This window comes from Aquiluna sp. KACHI24 (genome assembly GCF_025997915.1).
In the GTDB taxonomy this organism is placed as follows: Bacteria; Actinomycetota; Actinomycetes; order Actinomycetales; family Microbacteriaceae; genus Aquiluna.
This window is the reverse complement of the sequence record NZ_AP026677.1, coordinates 1038866-1065399: the sequence shown is the minus strand read 5'-3', so window position 1 is coordinate 1065399 and position 26534 is coordinate 1038866. Positions and strand designations below refer to the sequence as shown.

26 protein-coding genes and 1 tRNA gene are annotated in these 26534 nt (G+C 53.7%); 13 read left to right on the top strand and 14 right to left on the bottom strand.

Features of this window, described 5'->3' with window-relative positions:
- Window positions 1-63: 63 nt before the first annotated feature.
- From OO713_RS05420 to OO713_RS05410, 3 genes are read left to right on the top strand one after another with little or no spacing between them, the layout of a single operon-like run.
- Window positions 64-558 carry a hypothetical protein gene (locus OO713_RS05420; RefSeq protein WP_264785110.1) on the top strand — a complete coding sequence of 165 codons (495 nt, stop codon included), beginning with the start codon at window positions 64-66 and terminating at the stop codon, window positions 556-558.
- Window positions 558-2198 carry an ATP-binding cassette domain-containing protein gene (locus OO713_RS05415; RefSeq protein WP_264785109.1) on the top strand — a complete coding sequence of 547 codons (1641 nt, stop codon included), beginning with the start codon at window positions 558-560 and terminating at the stop codon, window positions 2196-2198. Before OO713_RS05420 ends, OO713_RS05415 begins: the two co-directional genes overlap by 1 nt.
- Window positions 2195-2899 carry an ECF transporter S component gene (locus OO713_RS05410; protein WP_264785107.1) on the top strand — a complete coding sequence of 235 codons (705 nt, stop codon included), beginning with the start codon at window positions 2195-2197 and terminating at the stop codon, window positions 2897-2899. Before OO713_RS05415 ends, OO713_RS05410 begins: the two co-directional genes overlap by 4 nt.
- Before the next feature lie 29 nt (window positions 2900-2928).
- Here the strand turns inward: OO713_RS05410 and metH are convergent, their stop codons facing one another.
- A complete protein-coding gene (metH, locus tag OO713_RS05405) occupies window positions 2929-6471 on the bottom strand; it encodes a methionine synthase (RefSeq protein WP_264785105.1) in 3543 nt (1180 codons plus the stop codon).
- A gap of 251 nt (window positions 6472-6722) precedes the next feature.
- On the opposite strand from metH, the gene OO713_RS05400 reads away from it, so the two are divergent.
- From OO713_RS05400 to OO713_RS05380, 5 genes are all read left to right on the top strand, one after another.
- Window positions 6723-7577 carry an ABC transporter substrate-binding protein gene (locus tag OO713_RS05400; RefSeq protein WP_264785103.1) on the top strand — a complete coding sequence of 285 codons (855 nt, stop codon included), beginning with the start codon at window positions 6723-6725 and terminating at the stop codon, window positions 7575-7577.
- Window positions 7578-7639: 62 nt separating this feature from the next.
- A complete protein-coding gene (locus OO713_RS05395) occupies window positions 7640-8500 on the top strand; it encodes an amino acid ABC transporter permease (protein ID WP_264785101.1) in 861 nt (286 codons plus the stop codon).
- A 29-nt stretch (window positions 8501-8529) separates the two neighbouring features.
- On the top strand, window positions 8530-9246 hold the full coding sequence (locus tag OO713_RS05390; protein WP_264785099.1) for an amino acid ABC transporter ATP-binding protein: 717 nt from the start codon (window positions 8530-8532) through the stop codon (window positions 9244-9246).
- Window positions 9246-9884, top strand: a complete 639-nt coding sequence (locus OO713_RS05385; protein ID WP_264785098.1) for a DUF998 domain-containing protein — start codon at window positions 9246-9248, stop codon at window positions 9882-9884. The genes OO713_RS05390 and OO713_RS05385 overlap by 1 nt, the downstream gene beginning before the upstream one ends.
- 18 nt (window positions 9885-9902) lie before the next feature.
- Window positions 9903-10025, top strand: a complete 123-nt coding sequence (locus OO713_RS05380; RefSeq protein WP_264785096.1) for a hypothetical protein — start codon at window positions 9903-9905, stop codon at window positions 10023-10025.
- On the opposite strand, the gene mgtE is transcribed toward OO713_RS05380, so the two are convergent.
- A complete protein-coding gene (gene mgtE / locus OO713_RS05375; protein ID WP_264785094.1) occupies window positions 10022-11356 on the bottom strand; it encodes a magnesium transporter in 1335 nt (444 codons plus the stop codon). The two genes, OO713_RS05380 and mgtE, sit on opposite strands and share 4 nt — an antisense overlap.
- Window positions 11357-11473: 117 nt before the next feature.
- On the opposite strand from mgtE, the gene OO713_RS05370 reads away from it, so the two are divergent.
- The 3 genes from OO713_RS05370 to OO713_RS05360 are packed head-to-tail and all read left to right on the top strand — an operon-like array spanning window position 11474 to window position 13245.
- Window positions 11474-12187, top strand: a complete 714-nt coding sequence (locus OO713_RS05370) for a gamma-glutamyl-gamma-aminobutyrate hydrolase family protein (RefSeq protein ID WP_264785092.1) — start codon at window positions 11474-11476, stop codon at window positions 12185-12187.
- A gap of 50 nt (window positions 12188-12237) precedes the next feature.
- Entirely contained in the window at window positions 12238-12849 is a 612-nt protein-coding gene (locus OO713_RS05365) for a DedA family protein (RefSeq protein WP_264785091.1), read from the top strand.
- A gap of 27 nt (window positions 12850-12876) precedes the next feature.
- Entirely contained in the window at window positions 12877-13245 is a 369-nt protein-coding gene (locus tag OO713_RS05360; RefSeq protein ID WP_264785090.1) for an FKBP-type peptidyl-prolyl cis-trans isomerase, read from the top strand.
- Here OO713_RS05360 and OO713_RS05355 read toward each other — a convergent pair.
- The 3 genes from OO713_RS05355 to OO713_RS05345 form a co-directional block, all read right to left on the bottom strand.
- On the bottom strand, window positions 13242-13781 hold the full coding sequence (locus tag OO713_RS05355) for a GNAT family N-acetyltransferase (RefSeq protein ID WP_264785088.1): 540 nt from the start codon (window positions 13779-13781) through the stop codon (window positions 13242-13244). The genes OO713_RS05360 and OO713_RS05355 overlap by 4 nt on opposite strands.
- Window positions 13782-13822: 41 nt before the next feature.
- On the bottom strand, window positions 13823-14167 hold the full coding sequence (locus OO713_RS05350; RefSeq protein ID WP_264785086.1) for a hypothetical protein: 345 nt from the start codon (window positions 14165-14167) through the stop codon (window positions 13823-13825).
- A 36-nt stretch (window positions 14168-14203) separates the two neighbouring features.
- Window positions 14204-14277 (bottom strand) — tRNA-Lys (locus OO713_RS05345).
- 151 nt (window positions 14278-14428) lie between these two features.
- On the opposite strand from OO713_RS05345, the gene OO713_RS05340 reads away from it, so the two are divergent.
- Window positions 14429-14857, top strand: coding sequence for a hypothetical protein (locus tag OO713_RS05340; protein WP_264785085.1), 429 nt, complete (start codon window positions 14429-14431; stop codon window positions 14855-14857).
- Between the two features lie 2 nt (window positions 14858-14859).
- On the opposite strand, the gene OO713_RS05335 is transcribed toward OO713_RS05340, so the two are convergent.
- The 3 genes from OO713_RS05335 to glpK all read right to left on the bottom strand — a co-directional run bounded on the left by OO713_RS05335 (window position 14860) and on the right by glpK (window position 18628).
- Window positions 14860-16194: a saccharopine dehydrogenase C-terminal domain-containing protein gene (locus tag OO713_RS05335; protein ID WP_264785083.1), complete on the bottom strand. Its 1335-nt coding sequence runs from the start codon at window positions 16192-16194 to the stop codon at window positions 14860-14862.
- Between the two features lie 157 nt (window positions 16195-16351).
- Window positions 16352-17146, bottom strand: coding sequence for an ABC transporter ATP-binding protein (locus OO713_RS05330; RefSeq protein ID WP_264785081.1), 795 nt, complete (start codon window positions 17144-17146; stop codon window positions 16352-16354).
- Window positions 17147-17155: 9 nt separating this feature from the next.
- A complete protein-coding gene (gene glpK, locus OO713_RS05325) occupies window positions 17156-18628 on the bottom strand; it encodes a glycerol kinase GlpK (protein ID WP_264785080.1) in 1473 nt (490 codons plus the stop codon).
- Between the two features lie 57 nt (window positions 18629-18685).
- Between glpK and OO713_RS05320 the strand changes: the two genes are divergently transcribed.
- Entirely contained in the window at window positions 18686-20215 is a 1530-nt protein-coding gene (locus OO713_RS05320) for an FAD-dependent oxidoreductase (RefSeq protein ID WP_264785078.1), read from the top strand.
- Here OO713_RS05320 and OO713_RS05315 read toward each other — a convergent pair.
- The 6 genes from OO713_RS05315 to OO713_RS05290 are packed head-to-tail and all read right to left on the bottom strand — an operon-like array spanning window position 20177 to window position 26462.
- Window positions 20177-21064, bottom strand: coding sequence for a DMT family transporter (locus tag OO713_RS05315; protein ID WP_264785076.1), 888 nt, complete (start codon window positions 21062-21064; stop codon window positions 20177-20179). The two genes, OO713_RS05320 and OO713_RS05315, sit on opposite strands and share 39 nt — an antisense overlap.
- Window positions 21065-21073: 9 nt before the next feature.
- Complete coding sequence (locus OO713_RS05310; protein WP_264785074.1) at window positions 21074-22600, bottom strand: SDR family oxidoreductase; 1527 nt, start codon at window positions 22598-22600, stop codon at window positions 21074-21076.
- A gap of 34 nt (window positions 22601-22634) precedes the next feature.
- Window positions 22635-23414 carry a phosphate ABC transporter ATP-binding protein PstB gene (pstB, locus tag OO713_RS05305; protein ID WP_264785072.1) on the bottom strand — a complete coding sequence of 260 codons (780 nt, stop codon included), beginning with the start codon at window positions 23412-23414 and terminating at the stop codon, window positions 22635-22637.
- Between the two features lie 2 nt (window positions 23415-23416).
- On the bottom strand, window positions 23417-24481 hold the full coding sequence (pstA, locus tag OO713_RS05300) for a phosphate ABC transporter permease PstA (RefSeq protein ID WP_264785070.1): 1065 nt from the start codon (window positions 24479-24481) through the stop codon (window positions 23417-23419).
- Window positions 24478-25392 carry a phosphate ABC transporter permease subunit PstC gene (gene pstC / locus OO713_RS05295; RefSeq protein ID WP_264785068.1) on the bottom strand — a complete coding sequence of 305 codons (915 nt, stop codon included), beginning with the start codon at window positions 25390-25392 and terminating at the stop codon, window positions 24478-24480. The genes pstA and pstC overlap by 4 nt, the downstream gene beginning before the upstream one ends.
- Entirely contained in the window at window positions 25389-26462 is a 1074-nt protein-coding gene (locus tag OO713_RS05290; protein WP_264785067.1) for a phosphate ABC transporter substrate-binding protein PstS, read from the bottom strand. The genes pstC and OO713_RS05290 overlap by 4 nt, the downstream gene beginning before the upstream one ends.
- Window positions 26463-26534: the final 72 nt, after the last annotated feature.

Genomic DNA, 26534 nt, shown 5'->3' with positions numbered 1-26534 from the left:
GAAACAAAATGGGCGAGCACGAGCATGCAATTTAGACTTACAACAAACCCCAGGGAGAAAAACTTGAAAAAGCTCGCCGCGCTGTCTTTGATCACTTTGTTGCTAGCAGGCTGCGCTCCTGCTGAAGAGCTCGGAGCAAAAGAGGAATATCTAATCCGTGGTGAGTGCTCCGGGGTTGAGGTGGTTGTGAACTTCGGCATTTTGGGTAAGCGCGAGGCAACCTGTGTTGAACTTGAAAAAGAAATCAATGCCAAAGAGCTGTTGGCCGAGGCTGGTTTTGTAACTGAGGGGACCGGGACCTACGGGGACCAGATTGTTTGCCGAGTAAATAACTTGCCGTCAGCCACGGAGGCATTCGAGGTTGAGGGGCAGGAGCCTCACCTCGAGACCTGCAAAGACATGCCACCGGCATTTGCCTACTGGGCGCTTTGGGTAAAGCCAGATGCTGAGTCAAAGTGGGACTATGCCACTGAGGGTGTTGGCACTTTGACCCTCAAGCCAGGACAGTCAATTGGTTTGGCATTTTCAACCGGTGGGGCAACCCCAACCCCGAACTAATGACCAAACCGAGCAGTCGGCTAATCGCAAGCCTTTGGCTTGCGATTGGGTTTGTGCTGTTTCGGTTTATTTACGCCTTCTTATTCACAGGTGCCAGTGCGGGGCAGACTCTTCTGGACCTGCCAGGTCTCAGGCTGGGTGGAATCTTTTCTCATGTCCGACTCTTTGGCCCAGTTGGTTATGAGGGCCTGGTCAACGTTTTAGAAACCGCAGTCCCATTCACGCTGACCATTTTGGCTTTTGGGGTTTTGAGTTATTTCGTAGGCCCCGACGAGGTTTCTAGATTTGCCATAACAAGCAAGTCAAACTTCCTGCGCGCGCTGGGTGTTTCGCTATCGACCTTGCCCGCCTTGGCGGAGGCGACTAAACGCATTTTTGAGGCGCTGAGCTATAGGTCGGCACCAAAGCGATACCTGGCAGTTCCGCTTTTTGAGACTGCAATCGAACGAGCGAATTCGATTTCACAAAACCTAACTTCGCTCCAGCAACCAGTTTGTCTGGCCACGAATGTCTTGATCTATCAGGTCAGCTCCGAGCAGCACTCTTCAGACTTAGTTCAGCTCGATCCTGGTGATGCACTCCTGGTCACTGGTGCCACTGGATCTGGCAAGACAACGCTGCTTAGGTCGCTGGTTGCGAGACCTCAGGCATCAGATCGACAGCTCAGAGTTGAGGTCTTCGGATATGACGCTCAGGGTAACGCGGCGGCAGTCGCCGCATTGACGCAATACGTTCCACAGCAACCACGCGACACCTTTCTGAGTTGGCGGGTAGCCCCCGAAGAACTTTCCAAGCTCGGCATTTCTTTGACTTGCTCGGAAACTGCAGCGCTTTCAGAGGGTGAGGCAGTTCGTTTTGCAATTGCCAAAGCTCTGCTTCGAAAGCCAAAGTTGCTGGTTCTTGATGAACCTTATGCAGCCCTAGATGATCAAGCGGTGCCATGGCTAAACCAGGTGCTAGGTGAGTTCAGGGCAGCCGGCGGCATAGTCGTGGTAGCCGAGCATGATCTATCTCGAATCCACCTGCCAGCTGCCAAGCACTTGTCGTTGGGCCAGCACCAGGGTGTTGCCGGCGATTGGGTCAAGCCGAAGGTGGTTGGCGGTGACCAACTTCTAGAGTTCGAAGGACAGTCGCTTTCGGCCGGCGAGATGGTGTGCCTACTGGGGGCAAATGCGGTTGGAAAAACTAGTTTTCTGAAACGACTGCTGCGGTTTGCAAACGTCCAATCGCTTCCGACCAGGCTTGTTCCAGAGCGAGTGGAGGACTTGTTTCTCGGGCAAACCCTCAGTCAGGAATTCTCTCTAAGCGACAGGCTCAGTAAGTCACGACCTGGTGTGACGAAAGAAACCTTCGACAGCTTGATTCCGAATTCAGAGGCGCTACTACACACCCACCCCAGAGATTTATCTTCGGGAACCAAGCTCGCGCTCGCGCTGTCGATCGCTATCGCCCAGCGCCCAAAACTATTGCTGATTGATGAACCGGTGAAGGGGTTAGATCAAACTTCTAGGGTTCAAATGGCTCAGGTCTTGGGCTGTGTCCAAGAAATGGGTTGTGCGATTGTGTTTGCAACCCATGACAAAAACTTCGCGGCGCTTGCGGATCGAGTAATCGAGATTCAGGGGCAGGTGAGGACATGAGGTCGAAAGCGTTGCAGCAGTCCCTCTTCACCCTGATTTCGCTCGTCGCGCTAATTGGGTTTTGTTGGCCACTTTTGGTGCCAGCAATCAGTGAGTTGGAGATCGGTTACTTATTCGTGGTGGCAGTCGCGGCACTCGCCTTCGCCGCTATTTGGATTTTCGACCGCAGCTTGGTTGGAGCCAACTATCTTGCGCTGCTTGGGACCTTGGCAGCCCTGGGGGCGGCTACCCGAATCGCCACCTCAGGCGTCGCAGGATTTGAACTGGTGTTTTTGATAGTGATTTTGGGCGGTGCCGCAATCGGTGCCGGATTTGGTTTCCAGCTCGGAGCACTGACCATTTTGGCCTCCGCAATATTCTTTGGAGGGATTGGGCCGTGGACACCATTCCAACTCTTCGCTGTGGGCTGGGTAGGGCTTGGTGCGGGAATTGTGGGAAAGCTGAAGGTTAGCCTCAGGCTAAAAGTGATGGCCCTAGCCGGTTATGCAGTGCTTTCTTCATACCTATTCGGGTTAGTTATGAACCTATGGTTCTGGCCATTTGCGCTGACCGGTGACAGCACCATCTCCTATGTTCCGGGAGCACCGCTGAGCGAGAATCTCGGAAGCTTTTTGCTTTATACCCTCACTACCTCGACGCTTGGCTGGGACAGCGTAAGAGCAATAGTTTTGGCAATCAGCATTCTGACGCTGGGACCTTAGATCTTGGCAATTCTTGCTAGAACGAAGCTCTAGACCGAAAAGTACTTAGCCTCTGGGTGGTGGAACACGAAAGCATCGGTGGACTGCTCTGGATGAAGCTGAAGTTCTTCGGATAGTTCGATGCCCAGTCGCTCTGGTCTGAGTAGCTCAACTACCTTCCTGCGATCTTCCATATCTGGACAGGCTGGGTAACCGAGTGAGAACCTGGCCCCTCGATACTTCAGGTCAAAGAAATCACCGATCTCGCTCGGATCCTCAGCTCCAAAACCGAGCTCCTCGCGAATGCGAGAGTGCCAGTATTCAGCGAGCGCCTCGGTGAGCTGCATCGCTAGACCGTGCAACTCCATGTATTCGCGGTAGGCGTTTTCTTTGAAGAGTTTTGCCGTGAAGTTGTCCACGTTCGCACCAACCGTAACGAGCTGCACCGGCATGACGTCTACAAGCCCTGAATCTTTGGCCTTCACAAAGTCTGCAAGGCAAAGGTGTCTATCTCTGCGCTGGCGTGGGAAATTGAATCTGAGCCGCTCTTTACCGAGCTCACCTGCGCCACCATCTGGAGCTAACAGCCTTGATACTCCCAGCACGCCGCTGGGGTCATCGCCATGACCAAGCACCACAACATCGTTGCCATCGGAGTAAACCGGGAAATAGCCATAGGCGACCGAGGCATCCAAGATGCCTTCGGCCAAGATCTTGTCCAGCCAATAACGCAGTCGTGGTCGACCTTCGGTATCAACTAGTTCTTGATAGCTCGCGCCGTCCTCGGCACGCGAGGGTTTCAGACCCCATTGACCCATAAAGGTCGCTCGCTCATCGAGGAACTTTGCATAGTCAGCGAGTGGAATTCCCTTTACCAATCTGGTGCCCCAGAAGGGTGGCGTTGGAACCTTGTTGTCAGTTGCGACATCGCTGCGGGATGGCAAATCCTCGGGTTCAGTCAGGGTCAACTGAGACTTGGCGTGAATGCGCTTTTTCAGGGCAGGCAATCCAACAGAGTCTGGGTCAGCACCACGAGCAATTTGAACAAGTGGCTCCATCAGGGCTAGTCCCTCAAATGCATCCTTGGCATAGCGCACCACTCCGTCGAACTGCGATGAAAGGTCATCCTCAACAAAGGATCTGGTTAGCGCCGCACCACCAAGAATCACTGGCCACTTCTTTGCAAGACCTCGCGACGTTAGCTCCTCGAGGTTCTCTTTCATGACCAAGGTTGATTTCACTAGCAGTCCACTAAGACCAATCACATCGGCATTGTGCTGTTCTGCTGCGGCAATGATTTCGTTGATTGGTTGCTTGATGCCGATGTTGACAACGTTGTAACCGTTGTTGGTGAGGATGATATCGACCAGGTTCTTACCGATGTCGTGCACGTCACCGCGAACCGTTGCCAGAACGATGGTTCCCTTGCCACCCTCGTCGGTCTTTTCCATGTGGGGCTCCAGCAGCGCAACAGCTGCCTTCATAACCTCTGCAGATTGCAACACGAACGGCAGCTGCATCTCACCTTTGCCAAAGCGCTCACCGACAACCTTCATACCCTCGAGCAAATGGTCGTTGATGATCTCAAGCGGCTTGATGCCATCGGCTCTGGCTTGATCTAAATCCTGCTCCAAGCCCTTCGCCTCACCATCGATGATGCGTTGCTTCAGGCGATCAGTGACGCTCATGGCGGCTAGCGCTTCGGCTCTAGCGTCCTTCAACGCGGCCGAGTTCACACCGGCAAACATCTCCAGCATTTCGGATAGCGGGTCGTAGCTGAGGTTGCCCTCGGAGTCATACTCTCGGCGGTCATAAATCAGATCGAGCGCTACCTGGCGCTGATCCTGCGGAATTGATGCCAGCGGCACGATCTTCGCTGCGTCGATGATTGCGGTGTCTAGCCCTGCCTCGGTTGCCTCATGTAGGAAGACCGAGTTCAATACCGAACGTGAAACTGGGTTTAGACCGAAGGACACGTTTGAGACACCAAGTGTGGTGTGGATACCTGGGTAAAGCTGGTTGATCTCACGAATTGCATCGATTGTTTCTATGGCGTCGCGACGAGTCTCTTCCTGACCGGTTGCGATTGGGAAGGTGAGGCAGTCGACGATGATGTCGTCAACTCGCATGTCCCAGTCCTGAATCAGGGTGTCAATCAACCTGGATGCGATTCGCACCTTGTCTGCTTTGGTTCTGGCCTGACCCTGCTCATCGATGGTTAGAGCTACGACTGCGGCTCCGTGTTCTTTGACAAGCGGCATGGTCTTTTTGAATCTTGAGGTCTCGCTGTAGCCATCTTCAAAGTTCACCGAGTTGATAACTGGTCGCCCACCAATTAGCTCAAGTGCTGCCTTCATTACTTCTGGCTCGGTTGAGTCAATCACCAAAGGCAGCGTTGAGGCTGAGGCGAACCTGGAGACAATCTCAGTGACATCTCTCACACCATCGCGACCCACGTAGTCCACGCAGACATCCAGCAGGTGAGCCCCATCGCGTACCTGTCGCTTGGCGATTTCGACACAGTCATCCCAGCGCTCCTCGAGCATGGCCTCGCGGAATGCCTTCGAGCCGTTGGCGTTGGTGCGCTCACCAATTGCCAGATATGAGTTGTCCTGCTTGAGGCTGACATGCTGGTAGAGCGATGCCACTCCCGGCTCAATTTCAAGCTTGCGAAGCCCTGCAGGTTTGCCACCTATACGTTCAACCACTGCCTTCAGGTGAGCAGGGGTGGTGCCGCAGCAGCCACCGACCAGAGATAGACCGAATTCCTTGACGAACTGCTCATGGGCGGTTGCGAGCTCGTCCGGAGTTAGCGGGTAGTAGGCCCCGTCGCCGGAAAGTACTGGCAAACCAGCATTTGGCATGACCATGACTGGAATCTGCGCGTGTTTAGAAAGCTGTCTGAGGTGCTCGCTCATCTCGGCAGGACCCGTGGCGCAGTTGAGCCCGATCATGTCGATGCCCAGCGGCTCCAGGGTGGTCAGTGCAGCACCGATCTCGGTACCGAGCAGCATGGTGCCGGTGGTCTCAACGGTGACCTCGACAAACAGTGGTAATCGGATACCGGTCTCAGCCACCGCCTTACGGCAGGCGTTGACGGCAGCTTTGGTTTGCAGCAGATCCTGCGAAGTCTCAACCATGAAGGCATCGGCACCGCCCTCGATCAAGCCAATAGCTTGAAGCTTGAAAGTCTCCAAAAGATTTGAGTAGCTGGTGTGACCAAGTGATGGCAGCTTTGTTCCAGGTCCCATTGACCCCAACACCCAACGCGGTTTGCCATCTTTGGCGGTGAACTCATCCGCGCTCGCCCTAGCGAGAGCTGCACCAGCTCTCGCTAACTCTTGAATTCGATCATCAATGCCGTAGTCGGAAAGGTTTGACCAGTTAGCGCCGAAAGTGTTGGTCTCAACGCAGTCGACTCCAGCTTCGAAGTAGGCATTGTGGACATCCATCACGATGTCGGGACGGGTGATGTTCAAGATTTCGTTGCAACCCTCGTGGCCCTGGAAATCCTCAAGGGTTGGCTTGCGATCTTGCAACATGGTTCCCATGGCGCCATCGGCAACTACCACGCGCTCAGCAAGCGCACTCATCAGGCTCTGGCCTCTTTGCGAAAGCGCTACTTTTTTCCACTCGTGCAAATGCAACTTAGCTCCAAAGATTTTGGGGGATGGCGCAGGCCTGCGTTTGTTTCAAAAGCTTAAGGCATTGCCGTAACAATTGGTTACCTGAGGCTTTGGGGCTTGTAAATTAGTCGTAACAGATCGTCACCAGGCCTGGTGCGGCGAGTTATCTCGGCAGAATCTCAACCATTAGCAACGCACATTTATCCAAGGAGATCCTTTTGTCCAAACTAACCCGCGCCCTAACGGCGCTGGCTGCTTCCGCAGCTGTTGTAATTTCCCTTTCCGCATGTGCTCCTCAGGAGACTGCAGAAACCGCTGCTCCAGAGGAGACCAGCACCACCCTTGCAACCCTGACTGAGGGCAAGCTAACCATCGGAACCGGTCTACCGGCCTATGAGCCATGGGTAGTCGGCGATGCACCTGAGTCCGGTGAGGGCTTCGAGGCAGCGGTTGCATACGCAATTGCCGCTGAGCTTGGCTTTGCACCAGAAGACGTGGTCTGGGTTCGCACCACTTTCGATGAGGCGATTGCCCCAGGTGCTAAGAACTTTGACTTCAACCTGCAGCAGTACTCGATCACCGAGGGGCGCAAGGCAGCGGTTGATTTCTCATCCCCTTACTACTACACCGCTCAGACCGTGATCACCGTTGCCGGTTCTGCCGCTGAGGGTGCCAAGAGCCTGGCGGACCTTCAGGGTCTACTAATTGGTGCCGCAACCGGCACCACCAGCCTCAAGGCAATCGAGGACATCATCAAGCCGACTCAGGGTGCTCAGGCATTCAACTCGAACGATGATGCCAAGGCGGCGCTCGCTAACGGTCAGGTAGACGCAATCGTGGTTGACCTACCAACCGCCTTCTACCTAACCGCAGTTGAGCTCGAAGGCGGCCTAATTCTGGGTCAGCTTGAGGGCGCTGAGGCTGGCGACTCCTTCGGTCTAGTTCTAGACAAGGACTCACCACTAACTGAGGCGGTATCGGCAGCAGTTGACCGCCTGCGCGAGAACGGCACCCTTGCCGCTCTAGAGGCGCAGTGGCTTGCTGACTACGCCAACGCACCGGTATTGAAGTAGCAATAAATCTGCGATAGTGGGTGGGGTGGAATACCACCCCACCCACTTCCATTTAGGTAACCATGGCATTGTCTGATTCCGAGGTCTCCAGAGCCGAGCTAGATCGGCGCGCGTTTCGTCGCACCCAGCGCTCGCGCTCGGTGCTGATTGCTTTTATCTCGACCTTGGTGTTCGCCATCGCAGTTTGGTTCGGCCTAATCGCAACCCCAGGTTGGTCGAGGGTCCAGGAGTCCTTCTTCTCCTGGGACGTTGCCGTGCAGGCATGGCCGCGGGTTTTGGATGGCCTACTGCTCAATCTCCGAGTGCTGGCTGTATCAGCTGTCCTGGTAGTTGTTTTTGGCTTGTTGCTGGCAGTCATGCGGACCTTGAAGTCACCGGTCTTTTTCCCACTGCGAGTCTTTGCCAAGGGTTACGTTGACCTCTTTCGCGGAATGCCGCTAATTATCGTTTTGTACCTGGTGGGCTTTGGTATCCCTGGTTTGCGCCTTGAGTTCTTGGGGCGCATCCCAGCTGAGGTGTTGGGAACCATCGCTTTGACCCTCACCTACAGCGCTTATGTTTCCGAAGTCTTTAGAGCTGGCATCGAATCCGTTCACTCTTCACAGCGCCTGGCTGCCAGATCGCTTGGTTTGACCAATGCGCAGTCGATGCGCCTGGTGGTTCTCCCTCAGGCGGTACGAAAGGTGGTGCCGCCGTTGATGAATGACTTTGTTGCACTGCAAAAGGATGTTGGCCTTATCTCGGTACTGGGTGCAATAGATGCGGTTCGCGGCGCCCAAATTGAAGTTGCGAAGTTTGCCAACTTCACCCCGTATGTCCTTGCTGGACTGATGTTTGTTCTGCTTGCGATCCCCACTATTCGTTTGGCGGACTATGTCACCAAGCGACTGAGTGAAAAAGAGCAGGCCGGGGTGACACTGTGATCGACTGGAGCAAGCCAAGGCTTCGAGTGGTGAATCTCAAAAAACACTACGAAGACCGTGCAGTGCTAGATGGAATCGACCTCGAAGTCTTCCCAGGGCAGATCGTTGCCCTGATCGGAGCCTCGGGTTCTGGCAAATCGACGCTTTTGCGATGTGTAAACCTGATCGAGGAGATCTCTGACGGGCAGATATTTTTGGAAACCGAGGAGATCTCAGCACCGGGTGTGAATCAAGACAAGGTTCGAGCCGAGGTTGGTTTGGTATTTCAGTCCTACAACCTCTTCGCTCACTTGAGCATCTTGCAAAACATCACCCTGGCACTTCGGCATGTGAAAAAGATTGCAAAGAATCAGGCTGAGGCCATTGCGCAATCCTGGCTTGAGCGAATCGGTCTGGGGGATAGGGCTAACTCTTACCCTGACAAAATCTCTGGTGGGCAGCAGCAGCGGACAGCGATTGTTCGTGCGGTCGCGATGGATCCCAAGGTTTTGCTTTTGGATGAGGTTACCTCGGCACTGGACCCAGAGTTGGTCGGCGAAGTGCTGGATTTGATTCGCGACCTCAAGTCCGGCGGAACCACAATCTTGATGGCCACTCACGAGCTGTCCTTTGCCAAGGAGGTGGCCGACTGGGTGATCTTCTTGGAGCAGGGCAAGATTTACGAGCAGGGCGAAGCCAAAGACTTTTTCGAGAATCCAAAGCTTGAACGCACCAAGGAGTTCTTGGCAAGAATGGCAAATAGCTGATGCCTGTAATAGGTATTTGGGCGGTCATTGCAGCAACGCTTGGGCCGATTCAAAACGTTCTGGGCTGGACCATCTCTGCCGCGCTTTGGCCAGGTTATGACCCGATCGCGAAAACCATTTCTGATTTAGCCGCCGATGACTCGCCGGTGAAGTGGGTGCAGACGGGTTTCTTTTTATTCGGATCCTCGCTCACTCTGATTGCAGCTTGGAGCGGTAAGGCACTTGGCTACCCGGCACGCATAACCTTGTTCCTGGCTGGGCTTGCCAGTTTTGGATTCACCATTTTTGCCACCCCAACGCAAACCAGCTACTCCGACGCCCATAGGCTCTTTGCCTCGATTGCTTTTTTACTTTTCAGCATCTGGCCCTTGCTAGCAATTCACCGTTCCAAGGATTACCACTGGAGCCTTAGACCGGTCGGAGCTATTTCGGCGACACTTGTAATGGGTCTGACAACACTGTGGTTTTTGATGACGTGGCTCGAACCTGGACAACCGATGGTCGGCCTATCGGAGCGCGTGATCGCGGTGATGCAGGTGCTGTGGCTGAGCTTCGTGATTTGGGCGCAGTATCTGCATCAAAGGAAGAAAAAGCCAGCCTCGGGGTTTAGCCTTGAAGGCGAAGAGCTTTACGGCTAATTAGTTTTAGGAGCAAAAATGTCACTACCGGTGAACGAGGTAACAGTTCTAATTGCGATCAACGCAGTTGGAATCATTTCGCTAATTGGCATGATGCTTTACCTAGTTGCTGACTCGCTGTTTGGTAGCGGCAAGAACTAAAGCCCCAGCAGCACTCCCGCAATCAAGAAGTAGATCAGCAATCCGGTGGCATCAACCAGTGTGGTGACCATCGGAGACGAAATCACAGCGGGATCAATCTTCAAGGCCTTAGCAGCCAGTGGCATAACGGCCCCTACTGTCGCTGCCCACATACAAACCACGGTGATGGCAATTGCAACTGTGGCACCAACCTGCCAACCTGCAACGAGCCAGCCCGCCACCAAGCCCACTAGACCTAGCCCGACACCCAGCAACAGTCCAACTCGAGATTCGCGCCAGGCCACGCGCAGCACGTCCTGAGGTCTGACCTCACCAAGTGCAATCGCGCGAACGGCACTGGTGGCTGCCTGAGCACCCACGTTGCCACCGGTTCCAATCAGCATGGGCATAAACAATGCCAGTGCGGTATAGCGTTCTAGTTCGTTTTCGAATAGCTGCAGCACCGAAACGGTCAGGGTTGCCGCCACCACCAAGAACAACAGCCAAACAATGCGAAGTCTGGCAAGTGTGAATACCTTGCCCGATAGATAGTGGCCAGAGGATGGCAGCGATGCAGCCTGGCGAGCGATGTCTTCGCTGTGGGCTTCTTCCAAGATGTCGATAGCGTCATCTACGGTCAAAACACCGACCACTCGATCCTCGGTATCGAGAACCACTACCGCCAGGTAGTTGGTGTCCTGCAGCAGCCTGGCTGCATCTTCGGCAGCGTCAGTCACCAGTACGGTCGCCGCATCTTGATCGGCAACATCGGCCGCGGTTTGCTCCTCCTCGGCTAGGACTAGTTGCTCTAGCTCGATAAGTCCGACGAATTTCTTGGACTTATCCACGACCGCGATGACCGAGATGGTCTCTGCGGTCTTGCCCTTGCGACGAATTGTGCTGAGAATCTCTGGGACCGTCGTGGTGTCGGCAATGCTGATTACCTCGGGTGACATGTAGCGGCCAACGGTCTCTTCTGGGTATCCCAAAAGTTCGGCCGTCATCCTGCGCTCTTTTGGACTTAGACCCGCGAGTACCTTCTTGACAAAGCTGGCCGGTGCCTCACCCAAAAGACGAACGCGGTCATCCGGGTCCATCCGCTCCAAGAGATCGCGGAAAGCTTGCTCGCGCATGCCCGAGAGAATCTGCTGTTGATTCTCGGCGTCCAGTTCTTCAAAAACCTCAAGCGCTACATCCTTTGGTAGCAAGCGCCAAATGACCGTGCTCTCCACGGTGTCGAGGCGGAAGATCTCCTCCGCGATTTCGTGAGGAGCGAGCTCTTCTAGCTTTTGGGAGATTGCCTTGAGGTCACCCATTTCAATCGCTTCTGCGAAGTCGATTTCTAAAGACATGGCTCACCGCCCAAGGTCAGAGATTTACCTGATAAGTCTGCCAGTAAGTGCGCGTCTAAAGCGAGAAATACTTTGGCGTTCACAGAGTATTCAAACTGACACGGGTAGTTTGAACTCATGAAGCCTGTCATTGGACTTACCAGCTATCGCCAACGCGGAAAAACCGGAGTTTGGGATACCGAGATGGCGATGCTCCCCGCCTTCTACCTTGAGGGTGTCACCAGAGCCGGAGGTTTGGCGGTGATTTTGCCCCCGCAAGAAATCGATGGCGAGGGGGCGAGAAATCTATTGAGCGGGTTGGATGGGTTGATTGTCACTGGTGGTCGTGATGTCGAGGCATCGCGATATGGCCATCAGCCTCACGAAATGGCAGAAAAGCCAGACCAGCTCAGGGATTTACTCGAAGACGAACTGATCTCGGCGGCAATTCAGATGAAACTGCCTTTTTTGGGCATCTGCCGTGGAGCTCAGATGCTCAATGTCAATCGGGGTGGGACCTTGATTCAACACCTGCCAGATTTGATTGGTGATAACCGCTACCAACCAGGTGGGGGTAACTTCGCCCACATGCCGATCTCAGTGCGAGAGGGCTCCCTGCTGCATCGGATAGTTGGCGAACAGGTTGAAAGCGCAGCGCTTTACCACCACCAGGCGATTGATGAGCCAGGTGGTGACCTTCAGGTCGTTGCCTATTCACCTGATGGCATCGTTCAGGCGGTTGAGATTGAGAATCATCCATTTGGTTTGGCGGTTCAGTGGCATCCGGAGCAAACCCTGGAGGACCTCCGGCTTTTTGAGGCCCTGATCAAAGCGGCAATGCCGGGCAACTGAACCAGGCGATTCAAAGCAGCAAAAGAGGGCTCGGTGGGTAGGGTTCTAGGGTGATCGAGTTAGCCATTTCCGTTATCAATCAGATTGGTTTGATTGGTGCCGCGCTCCTGATCGCCATCGAGGTTGTGGTCCCACCAATTCCGAGCGAAGCAATCTTGTTGCTCACCGGATTCAATGTTGGATTGGGAAGCTTTGGTTTTGTCGAGGCAGTCATTGCGACCAGTGTGGGCTCGCTTATTGGGGCAACCCTTCTCTATCTAGTGGGTTATTTCTTTACTCAAGAGCGTCTTGAGGGAATCATCGCCAAATTCGGAAAGTACGTCGGTCTACCAACAAAGGACTTTCAAAAAACCATGAAGTGGTTTGAGCGATTCGGCGGACCGCTGGTGCTTTTTGGTCGCATGTTCCCGATCATTAGATCGCTGGTGAGCATCCCTGCTGGGCTGGTCAAAATGGGTGTTGCCAAGTTCTATCTCTTCAGCGGGATTGGAATTGTGATTTGGAATACCCTCTGGATAACCATCGGCTACAACCTCGGAGAGAACTGGGCCCAAGGTGAAGAGTTTGCGCAAATTCTCGACTACATCATCTATGGCTTGGTCGCCTTGGTTGGAATCTATGTCGCCTTCAACTTTGTGAAAGCAGTTTTTTTCAAACGCTAGGCAAGTTTGTTCGGCATACTTTTGCGTATGACAAATCTTGAACGCCCTGAAGTAGAACCAATGATGGAGCCAGCTCCAACCACACTCACCATCAAAGACATCGTGGTTGGTGATGGTGCTGAGGCCCCAGTTGGCGCAACAGTAGAGGTTCACTACCTAGGCGTTGACTATGAATCTGGTGAAGAATTTGACTCCTCTTGGAGCCGGGAAGAGTCAATCACTTTCCCGCTGCAGCGTCTGATCAAGGGTTGGCAAGAGGGTATTCCAGGTATGAAGGTTGGCGGTAGAAGAATGCTGATCTGTCCACCAGAGTTGGCTTATGGTCCAGCAGGCGCAGGTCACGCGCTGTCTGGCAGAACCCTGGTATTCGTCATTGACCTACTGGGTGTGAACTAGTTAGTTCTTGGTCTATGAAGTTCGAAGAACTGCACGGATACGGTCTCACCTTTGAACTCCTCAACCCAAGCCTTGGCTGGGTCCTCTGCAAAACCGAGCCTTTTCAGCAATGAAATGGATTTAGAGTTTCGGCTATCAGGCGTGGCAATTACCTTGTGGGCTGCTGACTCATCAAATAGAAACTGAACCAAGCGAGCTGCTGACTCGTAGGCATACCCCTTGCCCTGAGAGTTACTGGCGAAGGTATATCCAATTTCGAACACTCCCGCTTCCTCTAGTTTGTGCAGCGCGAGATCGCCAATTAGTCGCTGAGTGCCTCGGTCTCGAACACCTAGCTGCAGCCACTCACCCACGTCAGGAAACTCCATGCCCTCCTGGCTTCGAATCAACTCGCGACCTTGTTCCATGGAATAGCTAGGTTCCCAACTCTGATAGCGAGCAACATCTGGGTCTTGTCTGTAGCGAATGAAAGAAGCTAGATCAGCCAACTGCAAGGGGCTGATGCTCAAGCGCTGGGTTATTAGGGGGAATGCCACTCCGAAATCCTATTTGGCAGCAGCTGACCGAGTGCCCTTGATTAGTTAACCGACTCGGGATCGTCGATGAACTCCCGAACTTCCTGCGGGCAGCGACAGCTTTTCGCAATCTTGGCTGCCCAATAATAGGCCTCGTCTGCATCACCAACCTCGAGCACCGAGAAACCACCGAGAACTACGTCACTCTTGGTTATTGGCCCCTGAGTCACAGCCCCATTTTCAGTGACAACAACTGGTTCGTAGGAGTGAAAGCCACCACCAAAGATCCAAACCCCAGCCGCCTTAGCCTCCCGGACAACCGCATGAGATTCATCAGCTACCTGCTGCCACTCGTCATCCGCAACCTGCATGTCACCGTCATTGAAGGAGATTATGAACCTAGGCACTTTGGCCCCTCTCGCATAGCTGCGCACCCACAAAAGTAGGCCCCGTGGGGCTCGAACCCACGACCCACGGATTAAAAGTCCGTTGCTCTAACCAACTGAGCTAGAGGCCCTAACGAGTGAGAAGTGTAACAGCGTGGCCGAAGATAATGTTTTTCATGGTGGAACTTGCATGCATTTGCCCATAGCTACTGAGGCATTGCATAGAGTGAGCTAGAGGCCTATCAGGAGCCTGAAAACCTCTAATCAAAGGTGCTTGAAGAGTTGAATCTCCAAATTGGCCGCAGTTACCTAAAGCTCGATTTACATCGCAACCTTGGTGGTAACCCTAGAGCCGGCATTGCTCCTACCCGTGGGGGACAGGTGCTGATTTTCTCGGACCCGCCATCTGGAACTCGATTCGGCTATGCCGAAAACGATGCAGTTGGGGGAGTGATTTATCGCTACACCGGTGAAGGTCAGGTCGGCGATCAAACGCTCATCCGAGGTAACAAAGCTTTGCTGTCCGGTAAAGACCTTTTGCTGTTCAAGCGATTGGATGCAAAGTCCTGGATCTTTGTGGGTGAAGTTTCTCTTGATTCCACCCCCTTTGAAACCGCTATAGCGCCAGACCGTGAGGGAAATCTGCGTACCGTCCTGGTCTTTCGATTCATAGCTAAGAACGCAAACTTTGACCTGCTTATTGAGGGCTGAGCTTAAAATTCCAACAGCCGTCGACCTTTTGTCAGTCGACGGCTGTTGGAATCAGTTGTCGATAGCTTGCCAGGGTTATTCGGGTCGCGATCGTCCATGCCCCAAGGCTGTCCGTATTCATCTTGCAGCAGATCTAGGAACGGCTTAGCGTCAAACTCTTCTGGCCCCATAACTCCCGATCCGGACCAAATACCAGTTGCCAGAAGTTCAAGTGAGATCGCCGGAACCAAGGCGGTTTGCCAAACCACAGCCTGGGAGCCGTAGTTGGCATTAGTCCACTCGGTGTCGCAGACGTGGTAAAGGTAGGTGGCGCGTGGTGAGCCATCTTTGCCCTTACCGGTGACCAAGGTGCCCGCACAGGTCTTACCAGTCATTCGATCGGCAAGCGAGGCTGGATCTGGCAATACTGCGGCCACAACATCTCTGGGCGCGACGCTGACGCGACCGTCTTTGCTTCGCACCGAGACAGGGTTGACTGAGTCAAGACCGAGAGCGTGCAGAGTTTGTAGCACATTGATGAAATCGGCACCAAGGCCGTACTTGAATGCAACGCGGTTTGCTTTGAGGGTGCGAGGAAGCATGTTTACTTCCTCGTGTTCCACGTTGACACACTCGACAGGGCCAATTCCCCCGGGGAACTCAAATACCTCAGGTTCACTAAATGGTGGTGTGGTGAACCAGCCCTTGTCTTTCTCCCACAGCAGTGGTGGGTTCAGGCACTCTTCAATGACAGTCCAGATCGAGAACGAAGGCGCAAAGATTTCCTCGCCGGCATCGTTTCGCACGACCAGGTTGCCGCCGTCCATAATCTTGATCTCATCGACCTCAGCAAAAAGGTGATCTTGGGCATAGCGAGCAAAGATGTTGGAGATGCCAGGTTCGGCACCAGTGCCGATAAGAGCTAGCAGACCCTTCTCTTGAAACACCTGGCTTCGGTCATACTGCCAATCGCCGAGCTTTTCCGCAGGAGTATGGAAGGGGTCGGTTGGATGCGGGTGACTGAGGCTCATGGCCATGTCCATGTAGTTCGCTCCAGCTTGCAGGGCACCCTCGAATATGGACTGCACGAACTTCGGCTCAACGGCATTCATGACGTGAGTGACGTTGTGTTTGCGAGCTAGCTCTGCAACATTTGCAGGGTTAGATGCATCCACACTGTCGGCAACGAACTTTGCAGCGACAGTTGCATCGCGGTTGGCTCTAACCCAGGCCACCGATTTCTCGGCACGGCTTAGGTCGTAGTCCGAGACCACGATTTGTTCATAGAAATTACGATTAGCAGCAATTTTGACGATGGCATCGCCAACACCGCCTGCTCCAACGAGCAAGATACGCATTGATTCACAACCAAACAAATGACCGATTTATTTGACGGGCCCAGTCCTTGCCCTCATCCACCGATAGGCGCAAACCGTCTTTGGTGTTGCAACTGCAACCGCGCCTTCACCTAGTGAACTACACCTTCATTATGCAACTGCGATTTAGAAAAAGCGATTAGCCGAGCTGTCGAATTGGAATCACCAGCGGGGTCTTGCCGACCGGGTCTTCAATCACGCGAGCGAGGATGTTGAAGGCGTTGGCTAGGTTCTGGGGATTGATGACATCCTTTGGTGCCCCGCGGTCGACGATCTTGCCGTCTTTCAAGATAACTACCGAATCAGCGAATCTGGCAGCCAGGTTGAGGTCGTGAATCACCGTCACGATAGTCATTCCGCGTTCGCGCTTGAGCGATGACAAAAGGTTTATGACCTGCAGCTGGTGAGAGTAGTCAAGTGAGCTGGTCGGCTCATCAAGCAAAAGCACCGATGGGTTTGCAACTAGCGCCGCCGCAATCACCGCTGACTGCTTTGTTCCAGACGAGAGCTCACCCACCTTGCGATCCGAGACCTCGGAGAGGCCGGTTCTTTGGAGGAGTTGGGTGATTTCTTCCTTGAGTCTTGGTGAAACCCTTGAAATACCAGCAGCGCTAACTGCACTGCGAGCAACCATTTCAAAAACCGTCTCGTTGCTGCGAGCTGTGGGCAAAGCACCGAGGTATCCGATTTGGCCTGATAGTTCGGTTCGCTTGAGGCTGGTAATGGAAACACCATCCAGCAAAACCGCACCGGATTCAGGCTTGATCTTCCTTGCTAGCGCCTTGAGAAGGGAGCTCTTGCCGGCGCCGTTTGGACCAATGATTGCGGTTATAGAACCGGTGTTGAAACTGATTGAAAGATCAGAGAGCACGTTGTCTGCTGCATAGCCCGCGCTCAGCGCCTGGGCAGCTAGTTTCGACTCGGGATCAAACACGCACTTAGCTTAGTTTTCAAACTCCCGGATTAGCTGCACTGCCTTTTGCCACCTGGCGAACTCGTGGCTTCGGTTCTTTTGCGGCGTGAAGTTCTTGGCCGCCGGGTTGAGCTGCGCAAGTTCTTCGATTGATTTGAATATGCCTGCGCCAAGACCCGCCAATAAGGCGGCACCCAATCCGGTGCTTTCTAAGTTCTTGGCCCGGATCACCTCGGTGTCTAGACAGTCAGCCTGTATCTGCATCAGCAGATCATTGGCGGCTGCTCCACCATCAACCCTCAGTCCCTTTAGCCCATGACCCAGGTCCTGTTCCATGGCATCCAGCACTGCTTTGACCTGAAAGGCGATTCCCTCCAAAGTTGCATACGCAATTGCGCCTCGATCACTTCCTCGGGTGAGGCCCATCAGTGTTCCGCGGGCGGATGGATCCCAGTAGGGGGCACCCAGACCAGTTAGCGCTGGCACGAAGCTAACCCCATGGCTAGAACCGCTCTTGAGAGCGAGTTCCTCAACTTCAGAGGACGTAGAAATAATCTTGAGTGAGTCTCGAAGCCACTGAACTGCCGCTCCCGCAACAAAAACCGACCCCTCGATGGCGTAGACCTTCTCCCCATTTGGAGTCAGGTAAGCCATGGTTGCTAATAGCCCATGATCCGAGTGTTTTATTTCGGATCCCGTGTTGGTCAGGATGAATGCTCCGGTGCCATAGGTGGACTTTGAGTCACCAATTTCAAACCCGCATTGCCCAAATAGTGCCGCCTGTTGATCACCCGCCATGCCGGTGATGGGGATGTTTAGCCCAAGAAAGTGCTCGGGACTTGAGTTCCCATAATTTCCCCAGCTTGGAACGATTTCGGGAAGTGCCGAGTGCGGAATGCCAAAAGCCTCCAATAGCTCAGGGTCCCATTCGCAGTTTGAAAGATCCATGAGCTGAGTTCTAGATGCATTGGTGGCATCGGTGATATGCAGCGCACCACCAGAGATTCGGGCACACAGGTAGGAGTCGACGGTTCCGAGGGCTATCGCACCACTCTCAACTAGTTTCCAAATTTGCGGGAGGTTTTTCTGCCACCACAAAAACTTGCTCGAGGTGAAGTAAGGGTCAAGCTTCAGACCAGTTCTAAACCTGATCCAATCGCCATTGTTTTTCTTGTTCAGTTCTTCGGTTAGGTCTGCGGTCCGGCGGTCTTGCCACACGATGGCTCGAGTTGGGCTCTCTAGGGTGGCGCGATCCCACATAACCGCAGTCTCACGCTGATTGGTGATGCCGATTGCGATTGGAGGTTCTTCGGTGCCTAGCAGGGCCTGTTTACAAGCCGAGAGGGTTGCCTGCCAGATTTCTTCTGGATCGTGTTCGACCCATCCTGGGGTGGGGAAGTGCTGAGCAAACTCCTGATAGCCACGGGCAAGGATTTCACCATGGTTACTCACCATCAGAGCGGTAACTCCAGTGGTGCCAGCGTCTATCGAAAGTATCGCCACGATTTCCTCCTTGAAACCTCTGCCCAAAGCTTACAAACCTTGGTTTATGCTTTCAGTATGAGTAATCAAACTCAAACAAAAAACGACAATACCAATCAAGAGACTGATTTTGATGTGGTGATCGTCGGAGCTGGGATCAACGGGGCTGTCTCCGCTGCCGCGCTGTCGGCTGCCGGCCAAAGAGTCTTACTCATCGATAAATCCGACTTCGCATCCTTTACCTCCCAGCAATCCAGCAATCTCGTTTGGGGTGGTATCAAGTACCTCCAGAGCTACGAGTTCATGTTGGTGTTTAAGCTCTGCCTAGCTCGCAATCGTCTAATGCGCTCTTACCCAAACCAAATCAAGCAGATTGGTTTCTTGGCATCGCTGGGCAAGACAGCCCCCTTCGGTCGCCTGCTCGGCACCTTTGGAACCTTGTTTTACTGGGGCATCGGTCTATTTGGAACCAAGCCGCCAAGTTCTTATTCAGCCCAGCAGGCTAAGGCCCTAGAGCCAAGTTTGATTTCCGGTCGAAAGGCAGTTCGCTACTTCGACGCGTATCTGCCCGATACCGACGCCAGGTTCGTATACGACTTCATCCGTCACGCCAAACGACTTGGTGCTCAGGCCAAAAACTACACCGAGTTAGTTGGGGCAGAGTTTGCCGGTAACTGGAAACTGACCCTTCGAAACGAAGGCGGTGACTATCAAGTCAGCGCCAAACACGTGATCAATGCCGCGGGCCCATTTGCCGAGAAGGTTTCAGAGCTATTGCAATCCAAGACCAAGGCAGGTTTGGTCTTTTCAAAGGGTGTTCACCTGACCCTCAATCGCAAGATCACCAAGGGCAACCAGGTGCTGGCGTTCTGGGATGAACAGGGTCGCTTGTTTTATGTCTTGCCGATGGGCGATAGATCGATGATCGGAACCACCGATACCAGAGTGCAGGATCCGCACACGCAGGTCGAAGCGATTGACCGTGAGTTCGTGCTGCGCCAAATCAATAATCAGCTAGAGGGCATTGAGATTCGTCCCGAGGACATCATCTCCGAGCGCAGCGGCGTCAGGCCTTTGGTTATTGAGAACGCTTCTCAAGCCAGCACTCAGGATTGGCATCAGCTCAGCCGCAAGCACATCATCGAGGTTGACTCCGCTAAGCGCGTTATCAGCGTGCTGGGTGGCAAGCTGACCGACTGCCTCAATGTTGGACAGGAGGTCGTTGCCGCGCTTTCAAAGCTAGGGGCTGCCACCCGAAAGCCAATCGAGTGGTTTGGCGAGGGTGATCAAACCAAGTTTGAGCATTTCCAAAACCTTGTGATTTCAAAGTCCAAGGACAAGGTCGCAGCGATTCGAATCGCGGAATCAACCTGGCGCAGACAGGGAGAGCACGCCATTTCAATCCTTGGCTCTGCGACTGAGCTTGAAGAGCTAATCGAGGGGCTTGGCATCACAGCCCAAGAAGTTGAATACATCGCAAAACACGAAGACGTGAAGACCCGCGAAGATTTGCTGCGCCGTAGATTGCCAATTGCGATGGCCCGCTCAGAGAGCGAAATTGCAGCTAATTCAAAACTCCAAGCGCTCTTGGTAGCGGCTGGCCTTTGATTTCGTAGGCCACTCCACCAACAGCATCGCAATCAACATCACTGCGCCACCAATCACCATGGCCGTGGTTGCTGGTTCTTGGCCGACCCAAACCGCGATGATTGCGGTGAAGACGACCTCTGAGGTAATCAAAAGCGCAACTCTCGAGGCTTCCAAAATGGTCTGTGCCCAGGTTTGAACCCAAAATGCGAACACGGTAGAGAGCAGTGCGGTAAACAGGATGGCAAACCAAACCGAAGCATTTGGTGGAGCCTGATAACCATCCGCGAGTGCAAACGCCCAAGTGACAATCGCAACAGAGGCGATTTGCAACATCGCGAAGCGATATGAGTCGCGCCCCTGACCATATTTACCCAAGAGCAAAATATGAACCGCATACATAACGGCACAGGCAATCAGCCAGAGCTGACCGATTTGAAACTCCACGCTCTCGGCTGCACCGGAGAGAATCCCTAATCCAACTGCCGCCAAAATCGCTCCAAGCGCGATTTTGAGAGAGATCTTTTGCTTGAGTACCAGCCAAGCCAGTAGTGGGGTCAAGATCACATATAGGCCGGTGAGAAAACCGCTCATCGCGGCCGTGGTTGCCTCTAGGCCAATAGTTTGGGTTATGTAACCAAGCGCCAGCACGCTGCCAATTAGGGCACCGAAACCGATGTCGCCCTTTGCAAAGCTGAGCGAAATTCTCGGTCGCAGCACGATCATGGCAAGGGCAGCAACCGTAAAGCGGGTAGCCAGAAAATCCATGTAGGGCTGCTGCTCAATTGCGTCTTTCATAAGCACAAAGGCGGCACCCCAGACGAATCCGACAAAGAGCAGAGCAATAACTGCAAAACGGATTCTGGTCATTGCCAAAGCCTAGCTATTTGGAGCCTTCTTGCAGCCCTTCCCCGCTAGTTTCTTTGCCATCGATGGGAAAACTATGCCGTGCATTGGAAATACCGCTGCCCAGTAGGCGTGACCGAAGAGCCCTTTGGGGTGGAAGAAGGCACGCTGAACCAGCAGTGTCTGGCCGTTGGGGAGTTTGTAGGTTCTGAATTCCAACCAAGCCAAACCCGGAAGTTTCATCTCGGCTCTTAGTCGCAGCAGATTCGGTCTCTCTATCTTTTCTACTCGCCAAAAATCCAGTGCCTCACCCTCCATCAGGGTGTTGGGGTCGCGGCGACCGCGCCTGAGACCAACACCGCCAACAAAGCGGTCCATCAGACCGCGGAGCTCCCAAGCCCAGGTTGCGGTCGAGTAACCGTTGTCTCCACCGATAGCCTCAATACGCTTCCAGATCTCCTCCTGGGAGTCGTTGCTGACGTATTCACGTTGATCGACATACAGCGAACCACCAGCCCAGTCGGGATCGGTGGGCAGAGGTTCAGAGTGAGTGCCCGGTGTGGTGGCGTTCGACCAACGAGTCTCCACCTCTAAGTCCTTGACTCTTGTCAAAGCCAGTTCAACTGCCCTTTTGAAGGTGGTTCTCCCGCCCGGAGCATCCGGGATGTATTTGCGGATGTCGTCTTCCTTGGCCACCACCTCGTGCTTCAGAGACGCCACTAAGCGTTTTGCCAAGGTGACCGGAACTGGAGTCACAAGCCCAATCCAGCCTGAGGCCAGTCTTGGAGTTAGAACCGGAAGCGGAATGATGATTCTTCGCCTGAGGCCGGCAACCTCGGCATACTGCTGCATCATCTCCATGTAGGTAAAGACATCCGGCCCAGCGATGTCGAATACTCGGTTTACCGATTTGTCGATGGTGGCCGAGCCGACCAGGTATCTAAGGACATCTCTGATGGCAATTGGTTGGATGCGATTCTTCAGCCACTTTGGTGTGACCATGATTGGTAAACGCTCCGTGAGGTGACGCAGCATCTCAAAAGAAGCAGACCCTGAACCAATTACCACCCCGGCGCGAAGTTCAATGGTGGGAACACCACTGCGTCTTAGAATCTCTCCGGTCTCGGTTCTGGCAGCCATGTGCGGTGAGAGTTGGTCATCACTCGAGGTCATTCCGCCGAGGTAAACAATTCGTTCCACCTGATTAGCTTTGGCTGCGGTAGCGAACTTGGTTGCTAGATCTGCTTCTTCTTGTTCAAAGTTTTTTGGTGAGTTCAGCGCGTGCAAAAGGTAGTAGGCCACGTTGATGTTTTGCAGCGCTTTATCCAGCACTTCGGGGTTAGCGGCATCACCCTCTGTGATCTCAACCTGGTGCACCCAGGGGTAGTCTCGAAGTTTGTCGGCGTTACGAACCAGAACTCTTACCCGGTAGTTATGAGCGAGTAGCTCTCGAATCAATCGTCCGCCAATGTAGCCTGTGGCTCCGGTGACCAAAACTCGGGCCGGCTTCCCGTCCCCGGCATATAGCTCAGGCAGGTCCGCGGTGACGTTTTCGATCATGGCTAACTAAACCATGAGATGGAAGTTTTTGTTTCTAGCCGAAGCGCCCGGAGACGTAGTCCTCAGTCTGCTGCACGGAAGGGTTAGAGAAAATCTTGTCGGTCTTGTCGTACTCGATCAACTTTCCGGGCTGTCCAGAACCGGCAATGTTGAAAAATGCAGTCATGTCGGAGATTCGAGCCGCCTGCTGCATGTTGTGTGTAACGATCACAACCGTGAAGCGCTCCTTGAGCTCAAAGGCCAGGTCTTCAATTGCTTGGGTGGAGATTGGATCCAGCGCGCTGGTTGGTTCATCCATCAAAAGCACGCTCGGTTCAACCGCGATCGCCCTGGCGATGCAAAGTCGCTGTTGCTGACCACCCGAAAGTCCTGCACCCGGCTTGTCTAGGCGGTCTTTGACCTCATTCCATAGGTTCGCACCAACCAGTGATTTTTCCACCAGGTCGTCGGCTTCGGATTTTGTCATTTTGGAGTTATTGAGCTTGTAGCCAGCAAGCACGTTGTCCCGAATTGAGAGAGTGGGAAACGGGTTAGGTCTTTGAAATACCATTCCGACATGACGACGAACCATTACCGGGTCGATGTCGGGACCGTAGAGATCTTCGCCATCAACAAGCAACTTGCCCTCAACGCGAGCGCCAGGGATAACCTCGTGCATGCGATTGATGGTGCGCAGCAATGTCGACTTACCGCAACCTGATGGACCGATGAAGGCAGTGATGGAACGAGGTTCAATCTCCATGCTCACACCTTCGACGGCTAGAAAGTTGCCGTAGTAGACGTTTAGGTCTTGAAGTTCAAGGTGCTTTGCCATTTCTAGCCTTTCTTAGGAGCAAAAAACTTCGAAACCAACCTTGCTCCCAGGTTGAGGATCATCACTATCAACATCAGTGTCAGCGCACCAGCCCAAGCTCTATCGATGTAGGCCTGGAAGTTGGTTCCAACGTTTGCGTAGGAGGTGTAGACGAATACTGGAAGCGTCATCATTCGACCATCGGTGGGGTCGTAGTTCATCGAGGACGTAAATCCAGCCACCAGCAGAAGCGGTGCGGTCTCACCGATGACACGTGCAATGGCAATCATGCCTCCTGTGACGATGCCTCCGATTGCGGTCGGCAACACGACCTTTACAACCGTTAGCCACTTTGGGACACCCAGTGCAAGTGATGCCTCACGCAATTCGTTCGGAACAATCTTCAGCATCTCTTCGGTCGATCGAATAACTACCGGGATCATCAAGACCGAAAGTGCTACTGAGCCTGCGATTCCCATTCGGACACCTGGGCCAAAGATCAAAGCAAACACCGCATAGGCAAACAAGCCAGCCACGATCGATGGGATACCGGTCATGACATCCACTAGGAATGTGACTGCCTTTGCGAGCTTGCCACGACCGTACTCAATCAGATAAATCGCGGTCATGATGCCAATCGGAACTGAGAACAAAGTCGCCAGTGCGGTGATCTCCAAGGTGCCAACAATTGCGTGAATTGCGCCACCGCCCTCGCCCAAGATGTTTCTCATCGAATAGGTGAAGAACTCGAGATCAAAACGTTTGGAGCCCAGAGTCAAGACGGTTGCAACCAGTGAAATCAAGGGCACGAGTGCGAGCAGAAATGCCCCGGTTACTAAAGAGGTAACCAAACGATCGGTTGCCTTGCGCTTGCCCTCGATCAGCCGGGACACCAAGACCGAGATAGACACAAATCCGAACGCCGCGACCAGAGCGCCAGGGACCAGGCCAGGACCGGATTCGCTGGCGGTAGCGAAAGCCGTGAAAAACCCTGCCGCGATCGAGGCAATTCCAAGCAGTGGGTTGAAGAGCCTCGGTAGCGAGCCCTTCATGCTCAGCGAGGCAGGACGTGCAAATTCAATGCTCATTTGCCACCCCCAACCGCACTTCTAGCAAGAATGCCGCGGGCAATCGAGTTAACCAGCAGGGTGATTGCGAAGAGCACCAAACCGGTTGCAATCAAGAGGTTCACGTAGCTACCGCCGGCCTCAGGGAACTGCAGAGCAATGTTGGCTGCGATGGTGTTTGGATTTGTAGAAGTTAGTAGCGCAAACGAGATCACTGCCGAGGGGGAGAGCACCAACGCCACCGCCATGGTCTCGCCAAGGGCGCGACCAAGTCCGAGCATGGCAGCCGAAACAATGCCTGGTCGGCCAAATGGGATTACAGCCAAGCGAATCATCTCCCACTTGGTGGCACCGAGGGCCAGGGCAGCCTCCTCGTTGAGTCTTGGAGTTTGCAAGAAAACCTCGCGAATCAGGGCCGCCATGATTGGCAAGATCATGATCGCAAGCACGATGCCAACGGTGAGCATGGTTCTTCCTGTGGCGGAGAGCTGGCCGCCGAAGAGGGGGATCCATCCGAGGTTTTCATTCAGCCAGGAGTAGCTCGGGTTGAGAAATGGAGCCAGTACCTGGATGCCCCAAAGGCCATAAACCACCGATGGGATAGCCGCAAGCAGATCAATGAGATAACCAAGGGTCTGGGCGATTTTGCGATTGGCATAGTGCGAAATGAATAGCGCGATGCCGATCGCTAGCGGAGTTGCAATTACCAGTGCAATAGCCGAACCGTAGACGGTGCCAAAGACGTAAGGAGCAACATAAGCCCAGAATCCATCTGGTGCGGCATATAGATCATCGGCATAAAAAGCCGGGGTTGCTTGAATTATCAAGAACGCGGCGACGAGAGCGAGCGTCGCGAGAATGCTGACACCTGAGACTCTGGCCAGCCCTGCAAAAACCACATCACCCACTCGGCGCACCGGACGCTGAGTCATCGGATCGCCTCAATCACTGCTTGGTTTTTTGCTCTTGTAGTTTCAGTAATTGGCGAGGAGCCCGCGAATTCCTGAGCCGCAATCTGGCCCGCTTCCGAGTTGATGTACTTGGCGTACTCCTTGACCAGCAACCCGGTGGCACTGTTTTGGTAGACGTTGCAACCCATCAGGTATGTGACCAAGGCAACCGGATAAACGCTAGGGTCATTAGTCTTGCGATTCAGTTTGTAGGCGAGAGAGTTGGCAGGTCTACCATCGGCAATTTCCGACGCGTCAATCAACTTTGCAGCTCGCTCGGGGGTGAATTTTACAAACTCATCGCCGACCAAAAGCGCTGCTGCTCCTAGCTCACCTTGTCGTGAGGCGTCCGCATATCCGATGGTGCCGTTTGCCTGCAGCGCAGCGATTACGCCGGCCGTGGTGTTACCACCCTCGCCACCATATTCCGCGGGCCACTCCTCGGTCTTGCCTGCTTCCCAAATCTCAGGTGCGAGCTGGGCTAGATAGTCAGTGAAGTTTCCAGTGGTTCCAGATTTATCAGAGCGGTGCACAGCGGTGATACCCAGGTCGGGAAGGTTTACTCCGGGGTTCGTTTCGACGAGCTCGGGGTGGTCCCAGCGCTTGATTTCGCCGGTGAAGATTTTTGCCAAGGTCTGAGGTGTCAGATTTATGCTCTTGATGCCCTCAAGGTTGAACAGAACGGCGATAGGCGAGATGTAAACCGGGATCTCCCAATTGCCTGAGCCGGGGACGCAGTTAGGGGATTCAAGCTCAAGTTCTTCGTCTTTGAAATAAGAGTCAGATTGAGCAAAGGCCACCGCACCCTCAAAGAATTGCGAACGACCGGTGCCGGAACCGGTTGGGTCGTAGTTGATTGTCACGTCAGGGTTGAGTGACTGAAAACTCGCCACCCAAGCTTCCTGAGCTGAGGCAACCGACGAAGCTCCAGAGCCGTTCAAGGTGCCAAAAAGATCAGAGTCAGTCTCAGGTAACCCAATCTCATTGAGTGCGCAACCCGAGAGGGTCAACACGGTGACCGCAGCTGCAACCGAACGAATCAAAGACGCCACAATTTCCTTAGGAAGTCGACGTCGTTAACTTTATGAACAATTGGCGAAGAAATGCCTCGCAAAAGGTTAACA